This is a genomic window from Asticcacaulis sp. W401b (assembly GCF_046503825.1).
Taxonomy (GTDB): Bacteria; Pseudomonadota; Alphaproteobacteria; order Caulobacterales; family Caulobacteraceae; genus Asticcacaulis.
The window spans coordinates 987,286-1,008,907 of sequence record NZ_JBKFEE010000001.1 but is presented as its reverse complement, the minus strand read 5'-3'; the positions used below and the strand labels follow the sequence as shown (position 1 = coordinate 1,008,907).

Sequence of the window (21,622 nt, the reverse complement as noted above, 5' to 3'; positions counted from 1 at the left end):
GAAGGCCAGATCCTGTGTGAGCACAAAAGGATCATTGAGCGCTCTCATCATGGAGGCGGTCGGACGATTTACGACTGGCGGCATTATCTGGCGGTGATCCAGCGCAAGCCCGGCGCCTTACGCAACGGCGCCCCATTCCTGGAGTTGCCTGAAGCCTTCCGCCGCCTACAAGTTCATCTCCTCAAACGGCAGGGCGGGGACCGCGAAATGGTGGAAGTCCTTGCCTTGGTTCTGCAGCACGATGAACAGATTGTTCTGCAGGCCGTAGAGATGGCACTGGATGCAGGCGTGCCTACAAAGACCCATATCCTGAACCTGCTGCATCGCCTGGTTGACGGCACGACACCGCCGGAAACCATAGATGCCCCCCAGGCCCTGCGGCTGGCACAAGAACCCCTGGCTAACGTGGAGCGCTATGATGCGCTGCGCGGGGAGGCTCGCCATGCGTCATGATCCTGCCAGTGCCGCCATTGTCATCATGCTGAAATCCCTGAAAATGTACGGCATGGCCCAGGCTGTCGGCGAGTTGATGGAGCAAGGCTCACCGGCCTTCGAAGCGGCAATGCCAGTGCTGTCGCAACTTCTGAAGGCCGAGACCGCAGAACGCGAGGTCCGGTCTATATCCTACCAGATTAAGTCCGCCCGCTTCCCAGCCTACAAGGACTTATCCGCCTTCACGTTCGCCTCTAGCGAGGTCAATGAGGCCCTGGTGAGACAGTTGCATCTTTGCGAGTTCCTCAACGGTGCGCAAAACGTGGTCCTGATCGGTGGGCCTGGCACTGGCAAAACGCATATGGCCACCGCCATCGGCGTCCAGGCCGTCGAGCATCACCGCAAGAAGGTCAGGTTCTTCTCGACCATTGAACTGGTCAACCTCCTCGAACAGGAAAAGGCACAGGGTAAGGTGGGGCAAATGGCCGATCGATTGCTCAAGCTCGACATGGTCATCCTCGACGAGCTTGGGTACCTGCCGTTCAGTCCATCTGGCGGCGCTCTCTTGTTCCACCTGCTGAGCAAACTCTATGAGCGCACTTCGGTCGTCATTACGACCAACCTCAGCTTCAGCGAATGGGCAGGGGTCTTCGGTGATGCGAAGATGACAACGGCGCTACTCGATCGGCTAACGCATCACTGTCACATACTTGAGACCGGAAACGACAGCTTCCGCTTCAAGGCAAGCTCCGCAACCGCCAAAACCAAGAGGGAGAAAACTATGTCTTGACGCACTGCAAACCCGCACCATTATACCTTTTAGCGGGTCAATTCTCAGTGAAAATCCTAGGTCAATTCTCGGCGAAAATTAACAGGCATCGATTATCACGTCGAATTCGACCGGCACTTTTACTCGATCCCCTACCGCTATGCCCGCTGCGACGTTGAACTGCGCGCTACCCGCCGGACAATCGAGATCTTCCTTCATGGCGAACGTATTGCGTGTCACGTGCGCGGATCGGGTGATGGTAAGCACACCACCCTGGCCGAGCACATGCCTTCCAGCCACCGCCGTTACGACGGCATGACGCCTGCAGCCTTGCTCCGGTCCGCCGAGGCGGTCGGTCCCAATACCGCACTGCTTTGCCAACGCATTCTTGACCGGCGGCCCCACCCAGAGCAGGGCTTCAGAACCTGCCTGGGCGTTGTACGCATGGCTAAAGTCTTTGGTGCCGCTAGACTGGAAGCGGCCTGCGAGCGGGCACTTGAGATCGGGGCCCTGAACTACGGCTCAATCAAATCCATCCTCGATAACCGCCTGGAGGGCCGGCCTATCAACCGGCGTGGCGAAGAGGTCGATCAGTCGCACGACCTCTTCCACACCAATATCCGAGGCTCAACCTACTACCACTGAAACTGGAGGAGACTGTGCCGTTGCTACCTCATCCGACAATCGACCAGCTGAACGCCATGGGCCTTTATGGCATGGCCAAGGCCTTCCACGATATCGCCGCTAACCCAGACGCCGATGGGCTGTCACATGGTGAATGGCTCGCCTTGCTGTTAGATCGCGAACAGGCACTGCGATATGACAAACGCCTGGCCGCACGGCTGCGCTTCGCCAGGCTTCGGCACAAGGCCGCAGCGGAAGACATCGACTTCCGCGCCGATCGCGGCCTCGACAGGCGCCTGATCCAGGATCTCCTTACCCTCAAATGGATCGATAACCATGAAAACCTGATCCTGGAGGGACCGACGGGTGTCGGCAAAAGCTGGTTAGCCTGCGCCTTCGGTCAAAAGGCTTGCCGCGATAACCGCGCCGTCCTCTATGTGCGAACGCCCAAGCTCTTTGATGAGCTGGCGCTCGCCCATGCGGACGGCTCTCTGGCCAGGCGGATAAAAGCGCTCGGTGCCGTCGAACTCCTGATCATGGATGACTGGGGGCTGACACCGCTTGATACCCAATCTCGCCATGACCTTCTCGAAATCCTCGAAGATCGGTATGGTCGCAAATCAACCCTCATCACCAGCCAACTGCCCGTCGCTGACTGGCACAGCCTAATCGGGAATGCGACCTATGCTGACGCTATCCTCGACAGACTCGTCCATAATGCGCATCGTATCTCGCTGAAAGGCGAATCCATGCGCCGGCTAAAATCAAACTCGCCCTTGACCTGAGACACATAATCAGACCACCTAAAACAACATCAACGGCTCGCCAGTGGTGCGCGGCATGATGTCGGAATAGTGCGCGGCTTCATCTCGGAATGAGTGCTCGGCATCGTCGGAATCCGCACCTTAGCATCGTGCGGAATTGGGTAGATGTAGACAGTCTGGTGCCGCGTCCAGGTCGCAACACGTACCGTGATGAACTGGGGATAGACGCAACCCAGTTCGTTGTCCTCTATGCAGGTAACATAGGAAAAAAGCAGGCATTGCATCTGGTGGCCGATGCGGCGGAGGCTCTGCAAGAAAATGCTGGCATAGTGTTTGTGATAGCTGGCGAAGGGCCAGAAAAATCCAAACTTGTCGAACGTAATCTGCCCAATATTCGCTTTCTCCCCTTGCAGCCGGAAGAGCGTCTCGGAGACCTTTTGGCATTAGCCGACGCCCACGTTTTGCCTCAAGAGAGTGACGTGGCAGATCTCGTACTCCCTTCTAAACTTGGCGGGATGTTAGCCAGTGGTCGGGCGATGATTGTCATGGCGAATGAAGACACAGAGCTATTCGATTTCTTGGAAGGGGAAGCCCGAATTGTTCCTCCAGGGGATGCGTCAGCCCTCGCACAAGCGATTCTTGCTGAAATCGAGACACCATCACCTAAGCATACGGGTAGGCGCGAGCGGCTTCTGAGGGCGTTATCTCGGCCTGACGCGATGAGCGTGTTCACGGATTCCCTTCTCTCGCAAGGAAGACCCGCCGAAGACCAATTGCTTTTGAAGCCGACTCAATAGGTTCGCTTCATTTTGGTGGTTCGGACAAAGCGCGCCGCGTTGAGCGGGCCTTAGTTCATTTAAGGCAGGAACCTCTTCTATCCCCGTCCTCTCTCGTTCGTCGCCAAAGCGAGCGCATTTCCAAGGATGGTCGCAACGAAGATTGTCAGGGCGGGTTCCTGAAATGCGTAATCGGTAAATCCGTGGAGCAGGAAGACGCTGTGGGCCGCAAGAACAGTCGGCAGGCGTGGACCGACACTTTGGCGTCTACGGAACCCGAGCCAAATCAAGACGACTATCGAAACATTTAGGGCGATCAGACTTATTAGGCCAAGCAATCCTGTTTCCAGATACCATTGGAGGTACACATTGTGCAGCGCACCAATGGTCGACAGTTCCGGATAGTTCTCGGGCGACAAAATGAGGCTATTGACCTGCTGGAACGACCCAAGCCCGCTACCAAACAATGACTGACTCGAGGCAATATCCTGGTGAGCGGAAAAAATGACATTTCGTGTTGCCGCGTCCGTCTCTGTAGCCTCAAAACGCCCTACGACCGCCTGCAGGGGTGCCGCAAACATCACCGCCAGAACACATACCGCTGCTACGAGAGTGAGCCCACTCTTGACTGGCGACATCTTGCGAAAGGTTAGAACCAGAAAGATCAGAACGCTGGCAATCACGGTTGACAACATACCGCCGCGTGACGATGTCATCAGCAGCGCGCCTAAAGTTGCTAACCAACATGCAAAATAGGCAGGATCGATCCGGCTTAAGGTGGATCGGCTCCTCGTCGACTGAAACCGATCAATCAGCCGACCGAGTGCTAAGACCGAGACCGATCCAAAAAGAGTAGCTGCGCTGTTGGCTGACGAGAACGCACCCGTAAGGCGACCAGCTGCCATTTTTTGTATGCCGTAGATACCGTTTGGGTCCGCAATCTGCATCAGTATCGACACCACAGCCCATATACCACCCGCATATATGACGCCGTCCAGGAGGGCTTTACCGCGCTCATCCGTCATGGACATCCGGAACGCGCCTGTGAAGCAAAAGGCCACGCCGGCAAGGAGTAAGTACTGGACCAATGCGGCAGACGGATCGAAGAGGGCTAATGAGGGGTAGCTGTGACCCACGGCAAGGTGAAGCAAGGGCTTCATCCCAATGATGAGAGCGAATATGAAAAATGCTGCAGCTACAAAAACAAGCTCAGGACGCTTCATCAACGCGGGTGAGGTTTTCAACGGCCACAGCCAGACGCCCGCGCTCAGAACGCACCCGATCGAGATAACAAGGCCCGCGACGCTCGGCTTCGAGCTATCCGGCAGCGCCCAGGCAAATAGAAGCAATGCCCCGAACAATAACCCCGGCAGGGCAGATAGAAGTCTCGATTGGATCGTTAGCATACCAGTCTCAAGTCAACGAACGGCGAACCCGTGATAAAACCGGATGGCCGCAACTGCACCTAGGGTAGGGCGTCATGCCGTGTCGCAGAGTTACTAACGGACTTTCCCCCAAGCTAAAATCTAGCGTGGGGCGAGATTTTTGGAAATGGAAATCATCGAGGGAATTGCCGAAAAACTCCCAGCACTGGGGCCGGCATCGACCGCACGATGCTCAATTTGGCGCAGATAGCCTCAATGCCAGATCAGAAGCGCGAGGAGGGCCCAAAACGTGCCGCAAAACGCCACTAAACCGAGGAGGGTCCAACCAAAAGGCGTCTTCTTTTCCTCGGCGAACGACTGCGCAACATGATCTTGTAATATCAGAGCGGGCGAAGCGGTTTGCGCGAGTTCGACGTCGGAGGCATCAACCGATTTCAAGACCGCAGACTTTTTGCCGCGATTTTGAGATTTGGACATCGTATGCCAGAGGGGTTGAGCTGCCATGGGATCCTCGCTGAGTCCCTTTATGATACTTTATGACAGTTAATTACAACTTTAAAAACAAGGATAAAAAAATATTACTCACGCTTTTTTATAAACAGCTTGAAAGTGACTATCCCTAAATGCTGCACTTGCGTTATTTGCTTCGCGGACGCAATATTAACATTAAGCGACGGTAAACGGCCGTGCAGACTATTTAATCGTTTCGAAGTGGAGTGGGTTATGACGAAGGCACCTACAGGCTTAAGAGGGGTACAGGTGTGCGTGGGTATCCTCTTCATCGTGATTGCGGTCCTCACCCTCGGCCCCTTTCAAGGCGCGGAGTCACAGTTCGGGCTGAGTGACAAAGAGGCGCACTTGCTGGCTTTCTTTTGTTTGACCCTGCTTCTACAGGCTGCGCTGCCCTCAAGCCGGCGCATACTCATCATCGTAAGCCTGCTTGGCTTTGGCGCGCTGATTGAGGTGGTGCAGTTTTTCACGGGTCGAAGCGCTAATGTGTTTGATTTCACCGCGGATGCTGTTGGCGTGGCCATGGCATCGGTCGCAGCTCTTTTTGAAAAGCTCCGTATGCACTTTAAGGCCTTGATCTCCGCGACATCAGACACCCCGGATATTTGATCATTTAAACCGCTGCGGAGCGGTGATTTTCTGGAAACCGTTGGCTACACTGAGTATAGCGCCCATATTTCCAGAAATTACGAATGTTAAAGAGCTATGCATTCTGTTTGCGAAATCAATTCGGATGAACAGGAATCGTTATGGTGAGCCGCAAAGACCGTGACAGCGATGCAAGACTTTGCGCAAATTGAGTGGCCCGCGGGGATCAGGGGGCGCGTTGGCTCTATTTTGGACCATCAGGAACCGCTTCCTGATGGTGCAGATCTGAAGAATGCGAAGAGCCTTCGTCGGCAGCGCGAGTTTAATGCTGGCCGAAACATCGCACGGGATCTGTTAGGTGACGGCGACGTGGTGGGCATTAATCCTCAAACCGGCGCGCCTGTTTGGCCGTTGGGGGTGGTGGGGTCCATCAGCCATAGTCGTGAACTGGTCGCAGTCGCTCTGGCCCCAAGCTCCGCTATAGCGGGGATAGGGATAGATATCGAAGCCCACGGTCGGTTTCGCAATGGTTAGCACTGTCCTAAATTGACCTTTAAGGCGAAAGTTGACATACACTCTCCTTATGCTTCGTGGCAACGCCGAAACGTTCTTTCAGAGGAATCTAAGATTGCGATAAGAAGGCGAATTATTATTCAGATATGTATATCTAAAGCACCACTTGATGCCCAAATATATTGGCGGCCTTGTTGGTCACAATTTTCCCATATTTCTCAATTCTTTTTCAATATATATTAATTCGTTCTCTATTTCCTTTATGCGATCCTGAATGTCATTTTTGTCATATTTATTTAATGAAGAATTTTGATTTTTGCGCGACAATAAACTTTTTAACCTATCTCGTTCCTCATTTAATTTCTCTTTCTCTTTTTGTAATATTTCAGCTCTATTATACTCATCTATAATGAAATCGTCTTTAACGCTGTTCGCACTGACAACCACGTCTTCGAACCTATGAAGGCGATTGTTTGATTTCCCATTTGCAGGACAAAGCACTTCCACTGGATGGATCTCGGCGCTTAGTGGAGCGACGCTCAGATTAATCGCGGATATAGTCCGACGTGTTTTTGGGCTTGAAGCGCAATAATAGTGTATGTTGTGTGGGTCTCTTTGACTATGGATGACGCAGGTGACAGTGGTGAAAGCCGTATTGTTCTGGCACTTCCACTCAATGCCCCCACTTTTTTCGCGATAGCCTGTTTTTGGATTAAGATCGGTCGACTCGCGATAAAAGGCTGCGATTAAGTGCGACGAGCCCCTGCCGCGACCACCAGGGTCGGCCACCAAGACACGGCCGTATGACACGGGGCGCCACTCGCTGGTAAGGAAGTCTCCGGTAAACCCTCTACTTTCATCTTCATCAGCGCTTCGAGAATTCCTTACGGCGAAAGGCACACCGACGATATCAATATTTCGTCTTCTCTGACCTCGTGCTCTACGGATCTCTCGACCGCGCTCTGCTTCGGACTCAATCAGAGTTGAGCTCCATTCGCAGCTTGCACGGTAATCCGGAAAATTTGCTTTCACATAACTCTGGTAGTCACGTTCAATGTCATCGAAATCGCTTTGTTCCGCGACAAAATGATCTGTGAAGAAGACGGTTTCTCGTCGATCCATGTCTTCATGCACGCTTTTTTCGACCTCAATGCGACAAGCACGTTCCTTAAGGCGGTCACGGCTACCCTGCAGACACGCCGCCATGCGTTCCGACGTCAGATCCTCCCTGACAAATTGGCTCGAGGGGGGGCCGCGATTGTACATTGGGCTAGCCGAACAGAACATATAGCCCTCATTCGCGCTTGCAATAGTGGTGGCGCCAAGCCAACCAAGGCACGCCAATCCAATCTTCCTGATGACTTGCATGCCATCCCCCTCTTAGCACCCGCAGCATTTTTAAATCCTCCCGAGCCATACTGTCAACAGACCTGTCGTGGATTTCAGGCCAGGATAGAGTAATCCGCTGCCAGGGCGACTGAAAGGTTGCCTAAAGGCAAAGAAATAATGTTTAAAATCAATTAGTTTTAATTTTCAAACAGGGCTCGACGGCGTCGCTTACGATACACGCCCTCACGACCACAACCTTTTGCTGAGACTGGGCAATTGCGTTGGTGCCGATCGCAAATTCGGGCTTTTTCAACCCTCTGTTATCAGCGATAGAAATCTTCCGGCACGCCGTCTTAAGGTAACGCCCCGGGCCTGCTGACTGAACCTTCAGGTCTGACCATGGCTCTGATAGAACGAAATGAAACCAGGATCACCACAGACGGCACTGAACCGGGGCGTTCCATTACCATTTACAGACTCAGAAAGCGGACGGCACCGGGTCCCTATGCCGGGGTGAATAGTCTGACCCGTGTCCGCTCGACACTCGACGGATCGAGGAGCGTACCGGTCCAGTCTTTCCACGCGACGGCGAACCCGTTCCCGACGGTTCCAATTTTCGGATAGACCTTTGGGTCGGGGGAGGGGGTGTTCACGAGGAACTCGTTACCCGTCTTGCTCCCGTCGGCCGTGAAAGCCTGGGCCTTGATGGTACTGATGGCAGTGTCCCCCAAGGTCTGGCTATTGTCCTGCCAGGCGATAACGAAATGCCCGCTGTTCAAGACGGCAATGCTCGGTCGGCTCTGGTTATTGGCTGTATTTGTGTTCACCAGAAACTCTGGACCGCTTTTCGATCCCGTAGCGGTAAAGACCTGCGCCTTTATGGCGCCGACACTGGCGTCGCCGCCGAGCAAACTCGTGTCTTCCCATGCCGCTACAAATCCGCCGTTCAGCAAACCCGCAACAGAAGGGAACCATTGCAACTCGGCCGTTGTCGTATTGACCAGAAACTCTTCGCCGACACGCACACCAGCGGCATCAAAGATCTGCCCTTTCACGCTAATGCGGCTGGTGTCTCCTAAGGTTTTGCTGTCGTCGTGCCATAGGATTACGAACCCGCCCCCTGCGAGCCGCGAAACCGACGGCGCCGTCTGAAAGCTAATGGTGTTGGTGTTGACCAGGATCTCTGTCCCGATGAAAGCCCCGGTAGGTCCGAAAATCTGAGCTTTAATGGCATCGTCATTTAAATCACCGTAGGAATCGACCCAGGTCACCACGAAGCCAGCATTGGTCAATGACGCTACCCGCGCATAGGTTTGACTGCCGTCGAGCCGCGTGTTCACGCGAATTTCACCGCCGAGCTTATTCCCCAAACTATCGAACAGCTGCGCGCGCACACCGCCGGAGGGATCGGCCTGAATAAACGGAGGCGGAAGGTTCGGTCCGCCGCTGCCAAGAGCATAAAAGTCAGTCCAGACGAGGACAAAGCCTCCGATGCTGAGGGCTGCGCCATCGGGTTCCTGCTGATTGTCATTTACCTGCGTATTGACAAGTATTTCTGGGCCGATCTTTGCACCTGACGTGGTGTAAACCTGAGCTCGAACATCAGCTTGTGACTGAGCGCGATCGCTCCAGCTTGTGACGAAGTACTCACTTGAAAGCCCAACCGGAGCACCATGGCTCAGGCCGTTTGAAACCTGGGTTTTTATTGTGAATTCGGTGCCAGCATTAAAAGTTAGCGGCGCAGGCCCAGAAGAAGACGACGATGACGAAGATGACGAGGACGAAGCGCCGCCACCGCCGCCGCTTGAACTACCCCCGCCGCCTCCGCCGCCACAGGCGTTAACCCCCGCCGCCAGAGCCGACACGGCCAGCCCCTTGAGCACAATGCGTCTGTCTTTATGCATATCTTAAAGATCCCCCATCAAGACCGGCAAAAATGCCGTATTCCCAATGTCTAACTAGCCGATGGCAAGGCGGATGTTAAGCACCCAGCGACGTATCGTAGCTGTTTCGTTTCGATAAAGTCCCCAGATCTAATCTGGCTGATTGCCCAGGCCGGCCATATGGGTGAGTGGTTGTACCTGCCGCGCGCCCCGACCGCCGGTACCAAGGACAGAGCGCATCGCGGGTTGTCAACGATCTTCCATCGGGTGATGGCTGTTTGAGCGCAGACCGCAAAACAAACATTGCTCGAAGATAGCACTATGAGATTTAGAAGGGTGAGCGTGACGCCCGGTGCGGTTAAAGAGCCATTTCGTTAAGCATTCTTTGAGCAAAACTAATACCGCTTTAAAAATTACAAACATAACGGCTTCAAAATAGAAAGTTTGCGGTTATAAAAATTATAACGCCGTTTGCTTATATTTATAGGCGAAAATTTAACTCTGCTTCGTCATACTGAGAGATGAAGGAGAACGAACTATGCCGCGCGCTCACAAAGCCCTGATCTATATCCGAACCTGCCTTGGACTTTTATCCATCTGCATTGGCGTTTTGGTGCTGGGGCCATTTTCGGGCGCCGAAGAAGCGTTTGGGTTGACTGACAAAGAGGCTCACATCATCGCCTTTTTTGCGCTAACGATCATGCTCCAACTGGCCTTTCCGCGGATGCGGCGCACAGATCTCGCGCTCGGCGTCTTGGCGGTGGGTGCGTTAATTGAAGTGGCGCAGCTCTTTACCGGACGAAGCGCGAGCGTGGCAGACTGGATGGCGGATCTTATAGGGGTCGGCGCCGCAACCTTGCCTTCCTACATCGAAACCTTCAGACACTTTGCTCGCCTCGGCACCGCGGCCCCCGCTCGCCGGGCGTCAGACGCATCTGAGCAGACAGAAGGTGTCGTTCATGCCTCTTCAGGACCTGAAAGGGCGAGTCGATCGCAGACGAAGCAGGACTGATGACCGTATCGCGGCCTCGCGCGTCTTGAAGTGCCCTTGGCTCGGCGCATTTGAGCTTTCTGTCCCTATGAAAGTATAAGCTTTTGTAGGCCATAGCCAGACAGTCGCCCGCCACTGAAGAAGCCCTTCACGAGCGGACTTTAAGCCGTCAGCCAGACACGAGGGGCCATGCCTGCTCGTCCGGGGGCGCCCATCCGTGGACTGGATTATCGTTGGGGCTTATGTGGGTCCACCTGCGTACCGGAGCTGCCAGATGGACCCGGGTGCCCGTGTGCCTCACCACAACGAGCATCTTATTTCATCCGTGTTCGAGAAATCTGTCAACTTTAACGGATGTTTTGACGCGATTAGCAACACAGTATAAGAACGATAAAAATGGGCATCGCAACACCTTGTTGCTTGATTCGCTTCTTACAGGGCAAATACGTGGAACAAAAATCGGAAGTTACGAACAAGGTCGTTGACATCGTGGCCGCCTATGTTGGCAACAACTCTGTGGCAGCCAGCGAAGTCCCTCAGCTTATTTTGAGTGTGTATAACGCCTTGTCCAGCCTGACGGCCGAAGACATCAATCCAGCAGAACACCAGAAAGCACCAGCCGTTTCGATCAAGAAATCCATTACGGATGATTATCTGATCTGCCTTGAGGATGGTTTAAAGTTCAAGTCGCTCAGACGCCATCTGCGTACGAAGTACAATATGAGCCCTGAGGATTACCGGGCAAAGTGGAACTTACCGGCAGACTACCCTATGGTGGCCCCCTCCTACGCGGCCGCGCGTTCGAATCTGGCAAAACAAATGGGGCTTGGCCAGGGGAGCCGAAAGAAGCGATAGCCGCAACGGGCAGGGCACACCCTGAGGGCTGGAGACTGCCTACGAGCCTTGCACCTTTATGCTGGGCTGTCAGGCAGCGCAGATCATCGACTGAGGAGAGGCCAGGAGCCTACCTATTGAACAGGTTTAGGATCCATTGGGGCTGCTGGCTGGCTATGGACAAGGCTTGTGTTGCCAGTTGCTGTTTTATCTGTTGCGCTTGTAAAATAGCGCTTTCTTTCCCCAGATCAGCGTCCACGAGAGTTCCGATGCCAGCGTTCAAGGCATCCTGAGTTTTGACCGCTGCTATGTTCGCTCTTTCAAGCCCGTTCTGTTTGCTGCCGATAGCCTGACCAGCCTCTGTAACGATGTCACGTGCCGTTTTTACAGCTTGAACGACACTCGCAGGGTCATTGAAGTCTAGGGCTGACAGACCGATGGCGCCGCTCCTCAAATCCCATGTGCCAAGTCTGGTTGTACCGCCTGAGGGGTCAGACACAATGTCGACAGGCCTTGCAGAATTGCCTGAGATTGCCATGCCAAAATATCCGGTAGCGGGGTTGTAGGTAAATGAAACCGTACCTGGGGGGAGGGCGCTTGGCAGATCCCAATCATTGTGCTGGTCCCCATAGGGCGACGGATGCATGGGCTCTATGGCTATGTTTGTAATCGCTCCGGTTCCATCTGCGACGTGTTGAGCCGAAACGAGGCTGACACCAAAAGGCATCCAGCCGCCCACTGTGGTAATTTCGACCGGCAAATGGATGCTGAGCGTAGGTCCGGACTGCTGAAATGATGAAACCATATCGCCAGTCCAACTGCCTGGCCTGTTCAGAAGGTTTATTCCATCAAATGACGCTCCGTTGATGGCGGCATCAAACGCGGTAACGAGCCTTTGAATCTCCCCTTGAATGGCGTTTCGGCTGCCCGAACTCAGAGAGGGATCGGTAAGAGAAACTGCCTGCTCTTGCATCTTCTGGAGAGCATCCTCGGCATCAGCAACGCCCGCCGACGCTACATCGAGGATGGACTGTCCCCGGACTAAGCTGCGCTGTGCCGAAGTCCAACTCTCGCTGTTTGCCTTCAGATTTTGGGCGATGGAATAAATTGCAGGCTCATCCTTTGCACCGCTAACCGTCAGCCCCGAAGAAAGGCGAGCATGCGTTTGGTTCAGTTGACTGGTTGCCCGCCCAAGTGATTGCAAAGCGGTAATTGCACTCTGATTTGTGCGAATGGAGGTCATTTTCAATCGTTGTGGCGAATCATTTTTCCACAATTACGATACTATCATTTTTACGCGTAAACAAAAAACTCCTGTGAGTTGTGCAACATAGGAATACTCGATTGGCGCGGATCAGCAGCCTGGTCAACCAAGCCTGACGGGACATTCCGCATGCTTGGGGTTCTTGTTAGCGAGTTGAAAGCCGTCTGCCGCCCAAACCTTGGGCAAGGGCACGCCCCTCAATGCGTGTTGAATTTTTTTACGCTAACCTTTATTATGGAGCCAATATCTCGGTTTTAGTTAAGGTTTTCCAGTGAGAAGAGACGATTTAGTATCAACGCTTAGAGAGCGGCTGAAGCGATTGCCGGAGCCCCACAGCGCACACTATGGTGTGTTGCCCGTTCCGCCACCGGAAGACAATTTTACCTTTGAAGACAAGAATGGGCGTCATCGAGTGGCACTGGCGCAGATCGCCAAGGTCGATGTATTGGCGAGTGAACTCGGCGATCCCTACCTGATCAGTCGTCTCCTCACGCGACGTGAAGCCGTAACGAGTTCGTCGATAGAGGGAACACACAGTACGCTCGATGAACTGCTGCGTGTTGAAGAAGACGATGAGACAGCGGGTGATGCCGCGCGCCAGGTGGGTGACTATGCCCTGACACTGGATCGTTTCATCCCACAAGCGCGGGCGTTCGGGCCGGAACTGTTCACGACGGGTTTGATATGCGATTTACACGCTGAGGCCATGAGGCGCGATCCAGATTACCGCGATCGTCCCGGTGACCTGCGCTCCGCGGTTGTCTGGATTGGAGGTAACGGACAAATTGCCTATTCCACGTTCAACCCGCCACCGCCGGAAGACGTTCCAGCATCACTTGAAGAGAACGCGCGCTATATGCGATGCGAGGGCATGCAGGCGTTCAAGCAAACCCTAATTGTACGCATGGCCCTCGCCCACGCGCATTTCGAAGCGATACATCCGTTTAGAGACGGAAATGGTCGTGTGGGACGCCTTTTACTACCGCTCATGATGGCAGCGGACCACCATACACCACTCTATCTCTCAGCCTATATTGAGGCGAACAAAACAGCCTACATAGACGCGTTGAAAGCAGCGCAACAGAGATTGGAGTGGGCCGCCCTGATCGACTATCTATCTTCAGCGGTCATCGCAACGGTCGATGAACTGTTCGACACGCGAAGAGCGTTGATGTCTCTCGCTGTTAGCTGGAAACAACGGAGAAGGTTCAGAGCGAACTCCGCCGCCGAACGATCACTAGTGTTGTTGCGGGACTATCCTGTTATTACGGCCAAGCGACTGGCCAACAAATTAGAGATATCAGTTCCCGCGGCGACGACAGCGGTAGAACAATTGCAGGACGCCGGGATTCTCACTGAGCGCACCGGCTATCGTCGTAACCGAATATACGTGGCAGCGGAAGTTCTATCGATATTGAACAGACCCTTTGGTAGCTCACCCTTTGTCAATCATGTGTAGAGTGGGGGAATGCAGCCTCAACCCATGACCTTGTATTTAGGGGCGTCGCTTAACTTGTGTGCGGGGGTTGCCATGCCGTATCCCGCCGCCACTGGTAGATAAATCATGAAGGTAGGGCGGCCTTAATTGTCTGATAAATCCAGAAGCAAACCGGCAACAGCTTCAGGTAGCTCAAATTTTGCTCGATAGGTTCGCGGCACCGTTGTCTTAAATATTCAATTTCGGACTAAGTCCGAAGGCAGCATCACGTTTAGCCACGTCGGGCAAGTATGCTGTCTAAAACGCCCTCCAGCCAATCCAGATCCTCATCGGATAGTTTTGCCAGACGCGCGGACATCGCAGAAAGTTTTGGTCGTTTTAGGGTGCTCCGGGGCACCTCTGAGGTGAACAATTCGGCGGGATCGATCTCGAGCGCATTCGCCAGCTTAACAATTGTCGGGAACCGCGCGCCAGAAGCGCCCGTCTCCATACGAGCAATCATATCCTTACTTAAGTCCGCGAGGGAACTCAGTTCGGGCTGGGTAAGCCCCCTGCGTCGCCTGTTCGCTGTAAGCAGCGACCCAAATCTGGCTCTGAGTTCCTTTTCATCCATCCCAAAACGGTAATCAGATTGCCTGGTTACGCAAATTAACTTGGGCGTCTATTTTCTCAAAAATAGACGCCTACTTGATATTTTTGGACGTAAAGATATATTTTCAGAATTCATGCATATAGCTTCCAAGAACGCTCATGTTCGAAACATCCAACTTTGCGTGCGCTGAGGATCACCTTTCAAAGGCCTTTGACCGCCATGCGGGCGGGCAGCTTCGTCTGCGGCGTCGAGCTATGCAGATTTCCCAAGAGCGGCTCGCTCGTGAACTGGGTATGTCTGTCGATCAGCTTCAGGCCATCGAAGAGGGAAGGGCGCGGATCGACCGGAGCGACATGGCTAGGGCGGCGGCTATTCTCGGTGTCCCGTTGAGATTTTTCTTCACGGGTTTTGACACGGGATACCGTATCCCGAAGGATGAACTCGAGCGGCATGAGCTAAACCGCTGGTTCTCTTCACACCTGTTTCCGCACGAGGGCATGTTTCTGGCGGTCGGTCGCCGCCTGACCGGCAGCGCCGAGACGGCACGAGAGCTCCTTCAGGACCTTTACGCGGATATTGTAGCTGGGGAAAAGTGGCGCAGGATCTCTAATCCGCGCGCCTACGCCCTGAAGGCGATCAGAAATCTGGCGGCCATGTGGTTTCGTCGGTCGCGGGTCGTGTCAATCGAGCTCGTTCCAAATTTTGATAGCTTTGATCCGGTAGACCTCAACCCCAGTGCGCACGAGGTCTTATCAGCCAAAGAGAAGCGTCGATTGATTCTGGAGGCGATAGAAACGCTACCCCCGCAGTGCAGGAAGGTGGTCAAGATGCGCCGCCTGAAAGAGATGCCGCCTCAGGAAATCGCGCGCGAACTTGGCATAAGCGTATCGATGGTCGAGAAGCATCTAGCCAAGGGGATGGCCATTATTGCGTCACGTCTGTGCCAGGATGATTTTGGCTCCTAGCGCCTCGGCAGAACGGTCCGAACACGGATTCGGACGAATAGACGGGACATGCCTTTCCCATTAAGCTTGAGCTTAGCGTTCGGGGGACGGAGATCATCAGAAACGTGAAAGAGGAGGAGATATCACGCTGGATGGCCCTGCACGAGGAGGCCGCTCTTTGGCATGCCCGGCTTGAATCCGGAACGGCTGACGTCGCCGAATTTAAGGCGTGGCGTGACGCCGACCCGCATCATGCAGTGGCTTACGCACGTATTCTCGATACCGCTGATGCCATGGAGGGTTTGGGGGGTATCGACATATCCGATGATCCTGACCTTAGACCCACCCCTAATATGGACCGGCGGAACTGGTTGAAACTGGCTCTGGGGGCAGGCGTCGTGACAACGGTGGCAACCATCTGGGTGATGGGCCGTGATGAGGCAGAGGCCTCAACGCGCGTGGGAGAACGCACAACAGTACGATTGGATGATGGTGTACGTCTCGACCTGAACACGGATACGCGCATTGTCTGGAAACCTGAGGAGGCGGGCACTCGCATCTGGCTAAAGCGAGGCGAATTGAGTGTGACGGTGCCGACGGGTGCCAGGCCCTGTATGATCGCTGCCGCAGATCAGATGGTTCGCGTGCCGGCGGGCGATGTGAACATGCGATTGCGCTCTACCGCGCTTGAAGTCATCGTGCTCGGGGGGGCGTGTTTGATTGGAAGTGGGGCGCAGACGCAGAAGATCGGAGCAGGTGAGGGGGCTCTCACCAGCGGACCGGATCTGCGCATCAGGGAGGTTGGTGCCTCTGACCGCGATTTCGCCACCTCGTGGCGCGACGACGTGGTGGTAATTGATGGCCAGACCCTGGCCGTCGCCGTAGACGAGTATAACCGCTACCTGACTCGCAAAATCATCATCGTTGACCCGGAGCTGTCCGGTATCCGCCTGGGCGGACGCTTCAGTACGCGCGACCCCCGCGATTTTCTTGCGACTTTGCACACGAGCTTCGGCATTCATGTAGCGTCAGCTAAAGACGGAACGGTATTGTTGTCAAAATAGACACAGCCGATGCAAAGCGGAAAAATTTCAGAGTGATGAAGGTGCGGTGATGGATTTGTGACGCAACGACTCCCCGACACGTCCATTTGGCGTGGTGAAGGGGATCTCATGTCTGTCAGTTCAAACCGTAAGCTTTTTACATCTGTTTCGCTGGGCGCTTTCGCCCTTGCCGTTTCGTTGACGCTGGGAGCTCCGGCCTTTGCCGAGGTGCCCAGATACGCACTTGATATTCCGTCGGAAAATGCAGCGAAGGCACTTCAGGCGTTTGCGCATCAATCTGGCGTTCAGATCATGTTTCCTTATGAGGCGGCGGCATCTGCGCAAGTACCGGCGCTAAAGGGGCAGTATACTCGCGAGGAGGCGCTGAAACTCATCCTCGCTCACACCGCCCTCGAAATCGCAAGTCAGGACGAAAAAACCGTCTCTTTGCGGGTGGCAACAAAAAACGTCCCGGACCCCGTCGTCCCGGATGAAGTTGTCGTGGTGATCACAGGTTCACATATCCGGAATGGTCACCCGACGTCACCCGTGAGAACTATCAACCGGGCTGAGATTGAACAGTCCGGCTATTCGCAGATCGGCGATGTGATGCGGGCGCTTCCCGAAAACTTCGCCGGCGGGCCAAACCCCGGCGTTTTGGGGGCCAACAATGTTAATCCGTCCAACTTCAATGCCACCAGCGCTTCGACCGTCAATATTCGGGGGCTGGGGCCTGACGCCACACTCGTCCTGCTGAATGGTCACCGACTGAACAATGACAGCCTTTATCAGTCAGCGGACATTTCCGGCATTCCCCTGGCGGCCGTCCAGAGAGTCGAGGTGCTGACGGATGGTGCCTCCGCACTCTATGGTGCCGACGCGGTCGCCGGCGTTGTCAATTTCGTCCTTCGCAAGGATTATGACGGTGGTGAAGCCAGTGTTCGTCTGGGAGGTACGACCCAGGGCGGCGGCTTTGAGCAGACCTATAGCCTGCTGCAAGGCAAGGCGTGGCGTGATGCCTATGCTCTCATCAATGTGGAATACTCCAACCAGACGGCCATCAAAGCCGGGGATAGGGCATTTACGCGTGAGGCAGTGCCGGTCACCGACCTGATTAGCCCGCTTGAACGCACGTCCGTATTCGTGGCTGCCGGACGAGATCTGTCAGATCGGATAAAGGTCGGCGCAGACGCCTTGTTCAGTCAGAGAGACGCGTCGCAGGACCTCAAATACACACCGACCGGGGCCTTATATTACAGCGCAAGGACCTCTCCCTCTCTCAGTGTGTCCACCCACGCGGATTTTGCGCTTTCTCCGCTCTGGTCGTTGCGGGTAACGGGAGGCGTGTCGCAAAGCCACAATAGCACGCGCGACACGGTGGCGACGGCGACGACGACAAGCCGGAGCATTTCCTATATTTTCAATGAAACCCAATACGCGGAGGCCACGCTCAGCGGGCCGGTGTTTTCTCTGCCGTCCGGCGATATTCAGGCCGCATTCGGTGCCGGTTACCGTAAAGACAACTTCCAGCTCGGACATCCGGGCGGGAGCAGCTATATGGCGCCCTCGCGCGAGATTGGCTACGCTTTTGGGGAACTTCAGGTGCCCGTTGTCTCCCCTTCTGCGGACCGTCCAGGCCTCAACAGCCTGACCTTAAGCCTTGCGTCTCGCTATGAGGACTATAGTGACTTTGGTGCGCAGACGAGCCCGAAGGTGGGCTTTCGCTATGAACCTTCGCGCAGTCTTGTGATTCGAGGCACCTGGGGTAAATCGTTTAAGGCCCCGACCTTTTATCAGGTCTACCAGCCACAGTATCTCTACCTCTATCCAGCCTCTGTCCTGGGATATACCGGCGGCGGCCAGGCGCTCTACACAAATGGCGGCAATGTCGACATGAAACCCGAACGGTCCGAGTCATGGACCCTCGGTGCTGACTATATTCCGACGAACCTGAGATCGCTCAAACTGTCGGCGACGTGGTTCAATATCGATTACACAGACCGGGTCGTGCGCCCCATTACCAGCACGGTTACGTCCCTGAGCAATCCGACCTTTGCACCCTTTGTGACCTGGTCGCCGTCCCTCGCTCTGCAATCAGAGCTCGTTTCGCGCGCTACGACCTTCTATAACACGCGCAATCTTGTCTATAATCCATCGAGCGTTGTTGCTGTAGCCTTCAACAACTTCACCAATGCCACAGCGCAGGCGATTGAGGGGGCGGATGTCAGCTATCGACAGACTTTCGAGCGTGGCGACGCGCGCATCAAGCTCTTTTTAAACGCGACCTGGCTGACGATTGACCAGAAGACGGTGCCCACGCTGCCCAGCGTTCAGCTCTCAGGTACCATTTTCAACCCCTCTGAGCTCAAAGCCCGCGGCGGTATCAACTGGGAACGCGGCGGATGGTCTGTTACGGGCATCGTGAACCATGTCGATGGCCTCGACGATACGGGCATGACGCCGGTTGTGAGAATAGCAAGCTGGACGACAGCAGACGCGACGCTCGTTTACCGCTTCGAGGGCCGCTCCCCGTTCTTGAAGGGCGTGCGGGTCTCACTCTCGGCAACAAACCTGTTCGACCGTGATCCACCGAAAGCCTTTAGTACGGCACGGACCTTTACTGGGTTCAACTACGACAGCACCAACCATTCGGTCATTGGCCGCACCCTTGCCCTGACTTTGAGCAAATCATGGTAGTTCGGCGCGTCCGTCTTTGGGTGTTGGTCGTCTGTCTGGGTTTAGCGGTGGTGGCGGGCTCAACTGGGCTCGCCGCCGCCGCGCCCGCGCCCGCGCCCGTGGAGTTTACTGAGTGGTCGATAAGGGCAATGATCGAGGCCCCCCATGTTCTGGAGACGGCGATCTCCGGAGATGGCCAACGGGGCCTCGTTCTGGTTCGATATGACGATCTTTCAACAAATCAGCGAACGCGCTATCTCATCGAGGTCGATCTTCAGACAGGGGCTCGGCGACACCTCCTGAAAGCGGAGTGGATATCGCGGATCGAAGCCATTCCCAATTCTGAGGACTGGTCGGTGTTGACGGACCAGGGAGAGGGGGTGCAGCTCTACCGTATCTGCGCAGACGGGCAAATCAGCCGTCTGGTGGCTGGTGCTTCGACTGTGCTTATTGGCGCTGACCCTCGTCGGGCGGTTCTCATGTCGACAACAGAAGCCAGCCATCGCTTCGGCGTTCTTGATTACGGGTGGGCGCCCGATGGCCGGTATCTTTGGTATTCAACGGCTCGAGTGGTCGATCCCCTACCGGGCGTCTTTCAGGTTATGGAGAACCCACTTGAACCACTCGATAGCTACGTCCCTAACCAGTCTGAATTAAGGCTACGAAGCCCCGACGGGAATGAGCGGCTTCTGGCAACGGCACGGGGAGAAGATCGGCCCTATCCGACTATTGTCTACGGTGCACAGGCGGCGACATGGCAGGCCAAAACAGGACAGGGGAACGAGCCCGTCCTCGTTTACAAAGCCCTAGTTCCGACTGCTGACGGCCGGTTGGTTTTTTCCCTGCGCCACCTCGGCGTCATCAGTGGCTCACATGAGCCGCCGTTTCAGGAGGCCAGCGGTATCCACGGCCCCAATGGTGGGACGCTTGAGATTTCGGGGTTCGGTGCCGAACGCGCACTGCGCGAGCGGCTATCATCAGGAGAGGTGAAAACCTTCGGCCCGATTGATTTTGAAATCGGCACGGCTCTGGCACCTCTTGCCCGGACGTACCCGTCGCTGGGTTTCGGCGTATACGGTGCGCGTTACCGCACGGGCGTGGTCCGCAATGGTCTTATCCGGGTGTCGAAGGATCAGATAGATTCCGTCCCGGTCAGCCACGACCTTTCTCTAAGCCAATGCAGCGCCGCGGATCTGCAACCTGTCGCGGTCTGCATTCGAGAGGGGCTGAATGCGCCGCCTGAGATCGTACGCGTTGATCTGCGGACGCTCACTCTGAGAGATCTCGGTGCCATCGATGAGCGTTACGCCCGTCTTCCGGCGCTTAAAGCTGAGGCGCGGGCCTGGCACAAGGACGACCTTACCGTCAGCGGCTTCGTGTTGCTTCCGCGCGGTTACAGGAAGGGCGCATCCTACCCGGCTATTGTGGTCACCCATGGCGGTGACGCGGACAATCGGTTCGTCAACCCGGAGATACAGTGGAGTTATCCGCTCCAGCAATGGTCAGAACGCGGGTTTGTCGTCGTCTACATTAACGACCTTGTTCAGTCGGACAACGTAGAACGGCTGGAGGCTTTCCGGCAGTGGTTTGCGAAAAAGGGGACCTTACCGGGAGACAAGGTGGTTCAGCGCGTCTGGCTCGACCAGGTGGCTATGTTCAAAGCGGCGATTGATGCGCTGGCTCAGGAGGGGCTGGTGGATCCCTCCCGGGTGGGCATCGTGGGGTACAGCCGTGGTTCGCAGATCGTAAATATGGCCGTCACTCAGTCGGACCTGTTTCGTGTCGCGTCCAGCGGTGACGGAGGATATTTTGCGCCGTCCTCATACTGGACTGAAGGAATCAATCCGACGCAGCAAATGTTGTTTGGCGGGTCACCCTACGATGCTGCCGCCCGCAAAAACTGGGAGCGCGCCGCACCTGTGTTTCGTGCGGGCAATGTTCGTGCTGCCGTCCTGTTTCAGGCGGCACGGGTCCTGAGCTCGCGCGTTGATTTTTTCCAGGCCTTGCGAGCCTGTAAGAAGCCAGCCGAATTCGGCTTTTTCCCGGACGAAACGCACCTCCTGCATGTCCCGTCCAACCGCGCCGTCGCAATGACGCAAAACCTTGAATGGTTTGATTTCTGGTTGAAAGGTGAGGAAAGCGGCGATCCGGTGAAAGCTCAGCAATACATGCGCTGGCGACGAATGCGGAACGATCTGGCGGCCGATGCGTCAAAGGAGGCATGCCCGCCACAGCCGGCGCCTAACGCATTCTAAGGACGGCCTGAA

The 21,622-nt window shown here is 55.2% G+C and carries 19 protein-coding genes and 2 pseudogenes; 15 read left to right on the top strand and 6 right to left on the bottom strand.

Features of this window, described 5'->3' with window-relative positions; translation table 11 throughout:
• From ACK8OE_RS04700 to ACK8OE_RS04675, 6 genes and pseudogenes are all read left to right on the top strand, one after another.
• Window positions 1-453: pseudogene (locus ACK8OE_RS04700) on the top strand (IS21 family transposase); the annotation flags it as partial.
• Window positions 443-1,222, top strand: coding sequence for an IS21-like element helper ATPase IstB (istB, locus tag ACK8OE_RS04695; RefSeq protein ID WP_410271580.1), 780 nt, complete (start codon window positions 443-445; stop codon window positions 1,220-1,222). The pseudogene ACK8OE_RS04700 and the gene istB (ACK8OE_RS04695), both read left to right, overlap by 11 nt.
• Window positions 1,223-1,309: 87 nt before the next feature.
• Window positions 1,310-1,462, top strand: a pseudogene (locus tag ACK8OE_RS04690) (Mu transposase domain-containing protein); the annotation flags it as partial.
• A gap of 183 nt (window positions 1,463-1,645) precedes the next feature.
• A complete protein-coding gene (locus ACK8OE_RS04685; protein ID WP_410271579.1) occupies window positions 1,646-1,846 on the top strand; it encodes a hypothetical protein in 201 nt (66 codons plus the stop codon).
• Between the two features lie 20 nt (window positions 1,847-1,866).
• Entirely contained in the window at window positions 1,867-2,610 is a 744-nt protein-coding gene (gene istB, locus ACK8OE_RS04680) for an IS21-like element helper ATPase IstB (protein WP_410271598.1), read from the top strand.
• A gap of 158 nt (window positions 2,611-2,768) precedes the next feature.
• Window positions 2,769-3,386, top strand: coding sequence for a glycosyltransferase (locus ACK8OE_RS04675; RefSeq protein ID WP_410271578.1), 618 nt, complete (start codon window positions 2,769-2,771; stop codon window positions 3,384-3,386).
• A gap of 77 nt (window positions 3,387-3,463) precedes the next feature.
• Here the strand turns inward: ACK8OE_RS04675 and ACK8OE_RS04670 are convergent, their stop codons facing one another.
• Both ACK8OE_RS04670 and ACK8OE_RS04665 read right to left on the bottom strand, forming a co-directional pair.
• Window positions 3,464-4,771, bottom strand: coding sequence for an O-antigen ligase family protein (locus tag ACK8OE_RS04670; protein ID WP_410271577.1), 1,308 nt, complete (start codon window positions 4,769-4,771; stop codon window positions 3,464-3,466).
• A 231-nt stretch (window positions 4,772-5,002) separates the two neighbouring features.
• A complete protein-coding gene (locus ACK8OE_RS04665) occupies window positions 5,003-5,254 on the bottom strand; it encodes a hypothetical protein (RefSeq protein ID WP_410271576.1) in 252 nt (83 codons plus the stop codon).
• 219 nt (window positions 5,255-5,473) lie between these two features.
• On the opposite strand from ACK8OE_RS04665, the gene ACK8OE_RS04660 reads away from it, so the two are divergent.
• Together ACK8OE_RS04660 and ACK8OE_RS04655 are read left to right on the top strand one after the other, a co-directional pair.
• The gene (locus tag ACK8OE_RS04660) at window positions 5,474-5,869 is read left to right on the top strand and encodes a VanZ family protein (protein WP_410271575.1); all 396 of its coding nucleotides are present in this window, start codon (window positions 5,474-5,476) and stop codon (window positions 5,867-5,869) included.
• A gap of 168 nt (window positions 5,870-6,037) precedes the next feature.
• Window positions 6,038-6,382 carry a hypothetical protein gene (locus tag ACK8OE_RS04655; RefSeq protein WP_410271574.1) on the top strand — a complete coding sequence of 115 codons (345 nt, stop codon included), beginning with the start codon at window positions 6,038-6,040 and terminating at the stop codon, window positions 6,380-6,382.
• A gap of 177 nt (window positions 6,383-6,559) precedes the next feature.
• Here ACK8OE_RS04655 and ACK8OE_RS04650 read toward each other — a convergent pair whose 3' ends face one another.
• On the bottom strand, window positions 6,560-7,729 hold the full coding sequence (locus ACK8OE_RS04650; RefSeq protein WP_410271573.1) for a hypothetical protein: 1,170 nt from the start codon (window positions 7,727-7,729) through the stop codon (window positions 6,560-6,562).
• A 464-nt stretch (window positions 7,730-8,193) separates the two neighbouring features.
• Window positions 8,194-9,594: a hypothetical protein gene (locus ACK8OE_RS04645; RefSeq protein WP_410271572.1), complete on the bottom strand. Its 1,401-nt coding sequence runs from the start codon at window positions 9,592-9,594 to the stop codon at window positions 8,194-8,196.
• A gap of 517 nt (window positions 9,595-10,111) precedes the next feature.
• Between ACK8OE_RS04645 and ACK8OE_RS04640 the strand changes: the two genes are divergently transcribed.
• Window positions 10,112-10,585, top strand: coding sequence for a VanZ family protein (locus tag ACK8OE_RS04640; protein WP_410271571.1), 474 nt, complete (start codon window positions 10,112-10,114; stop codon window positions 10,583-10,585).
• Between the two features lie 426 nt (window positions 10,586-11,011).
• Window positions 11,012-11,419: a MucR family transcriptional regulator gene (locus ACK8OE_RS04635; protein ID WP_410271597.1), complete on the top strand. Its 408-nt coding sequence runs from the start codon at window positions 11,012-11,014 to the stop codon at window positions 11,417-11,419.
• 109 nt (window positions 11,420-11,528) lie between these two features.
• On the opposite strand, the gene ACK8OE_RS04630 is transcribed toward ACK8OE_RS04635, so the two are convergent.
• Window positions 11,529-12,674, bottom strand: a complete 1,146-nt coding sequence (locus ACK8OE_RS04630; RefSeq protein WP_410271570.1) for a flagellin — start codon at window positions 12,672-12,674, stop codon at window positions 11,529-11,531.
• Between the two features lie 307 nt (window positions 12,675-12,981).
• Here ACK8OE_RS04630 and ACK8OE_RS04625 point away from each other — a divergent pair, with 307 nt between their 5' ends.
• On the top strand, window positions 12,982-14,121 hold the full coding sequence (locus tag ACK8OE_RS04625; RefSeq protein ID WP_410271569.1) for a Fic family protein: 1,140 nt from the start codon (window positions 12,982-12,984) through the stop codon (window positions 14,119-14,121).
• Window positions 14,122-14,371: 250 nt separating this feature from the next.
• Here ACK8OE_RS04625 and ACK8OE_RS04620 read toward each other — a convergent pair whose 3' ends face one another.
• Window positions 14,372-14,713: a helix-turn-helix domain-containing protein gene (locus ACK8OE_RS04620; protein WP_410271568.1), complete on the bottom strand. Its 342-nt coding sequence runs from the start codon at window positions 14,711-14,713 to the stop codon at window positions 14,372-14,374.
• A 137-nt stretch (window positions 14,714-14,850) separates the two neighbouring features.
• Between ACK8OE_RS04620 and ACK8OE_RS04615 the strand changes: the two genes are divergently transcribed.
• The 4 genes from ACK8OE_RS04615 (at window position 14,851) to ACK8OE_RS04600 (ending at window position 21,610) form a co-directional block, all read left to right on the top strand.
• Window positions 14,851-15,657 (top strand): sigma-70 family RNA polymerase sigma factor, encoded by an 807-nt coding sequence (locus ACK8OE_RS04615; protein ID WP_410271567.1) that lies wholly within the window; start codon window positions 14,851-14,853, stop codon window positions 15,655-15,657.
• Window positions 15,658-15,788: 131 nt separating this feature from the next.
• Window positions 15,789-16,700: a FecR family protein gene (locus tag ACK8OE_RS04610; protein ID WP_410271566.1), complete on the top strand. Its 912-nt coding sequence runs from the start codon at window positions 15,789-15,791 to the stop codon at window positions 16,698-16,700.
• 108 nt (window positions 16,701-16,808) lie between these two features.
• The gene (locus tag ACK8OE_RS04605; RefSeq protein WP_410271565.1) at window positions 16,809-19,376 is read left to right on the top strand and encodes a TonB-dependent receptor domain-containing protein; all 2,568 of its coding nucleotides are present in this window, start codon (window positions 16,809-16,811) and stop codon (window positions 19,374-19,376) included.
• A gap of 128 nt (window positions 19,377-19,504) precedes the next feature.
• Window positions 19,505-21,610, top strand: a complete 2,106-nt coding sequence (locus ACK8OE_RS04600) for a prolyl oligopeptidase family serine peptidase (RefSeq protein WP_410271564.1) — start codon at window positions 19,505-19,507, stop codon at window positions 21,608-21,610.
• Window positions 21,611-21,622 lie beyond the last annotated feature (12 nt).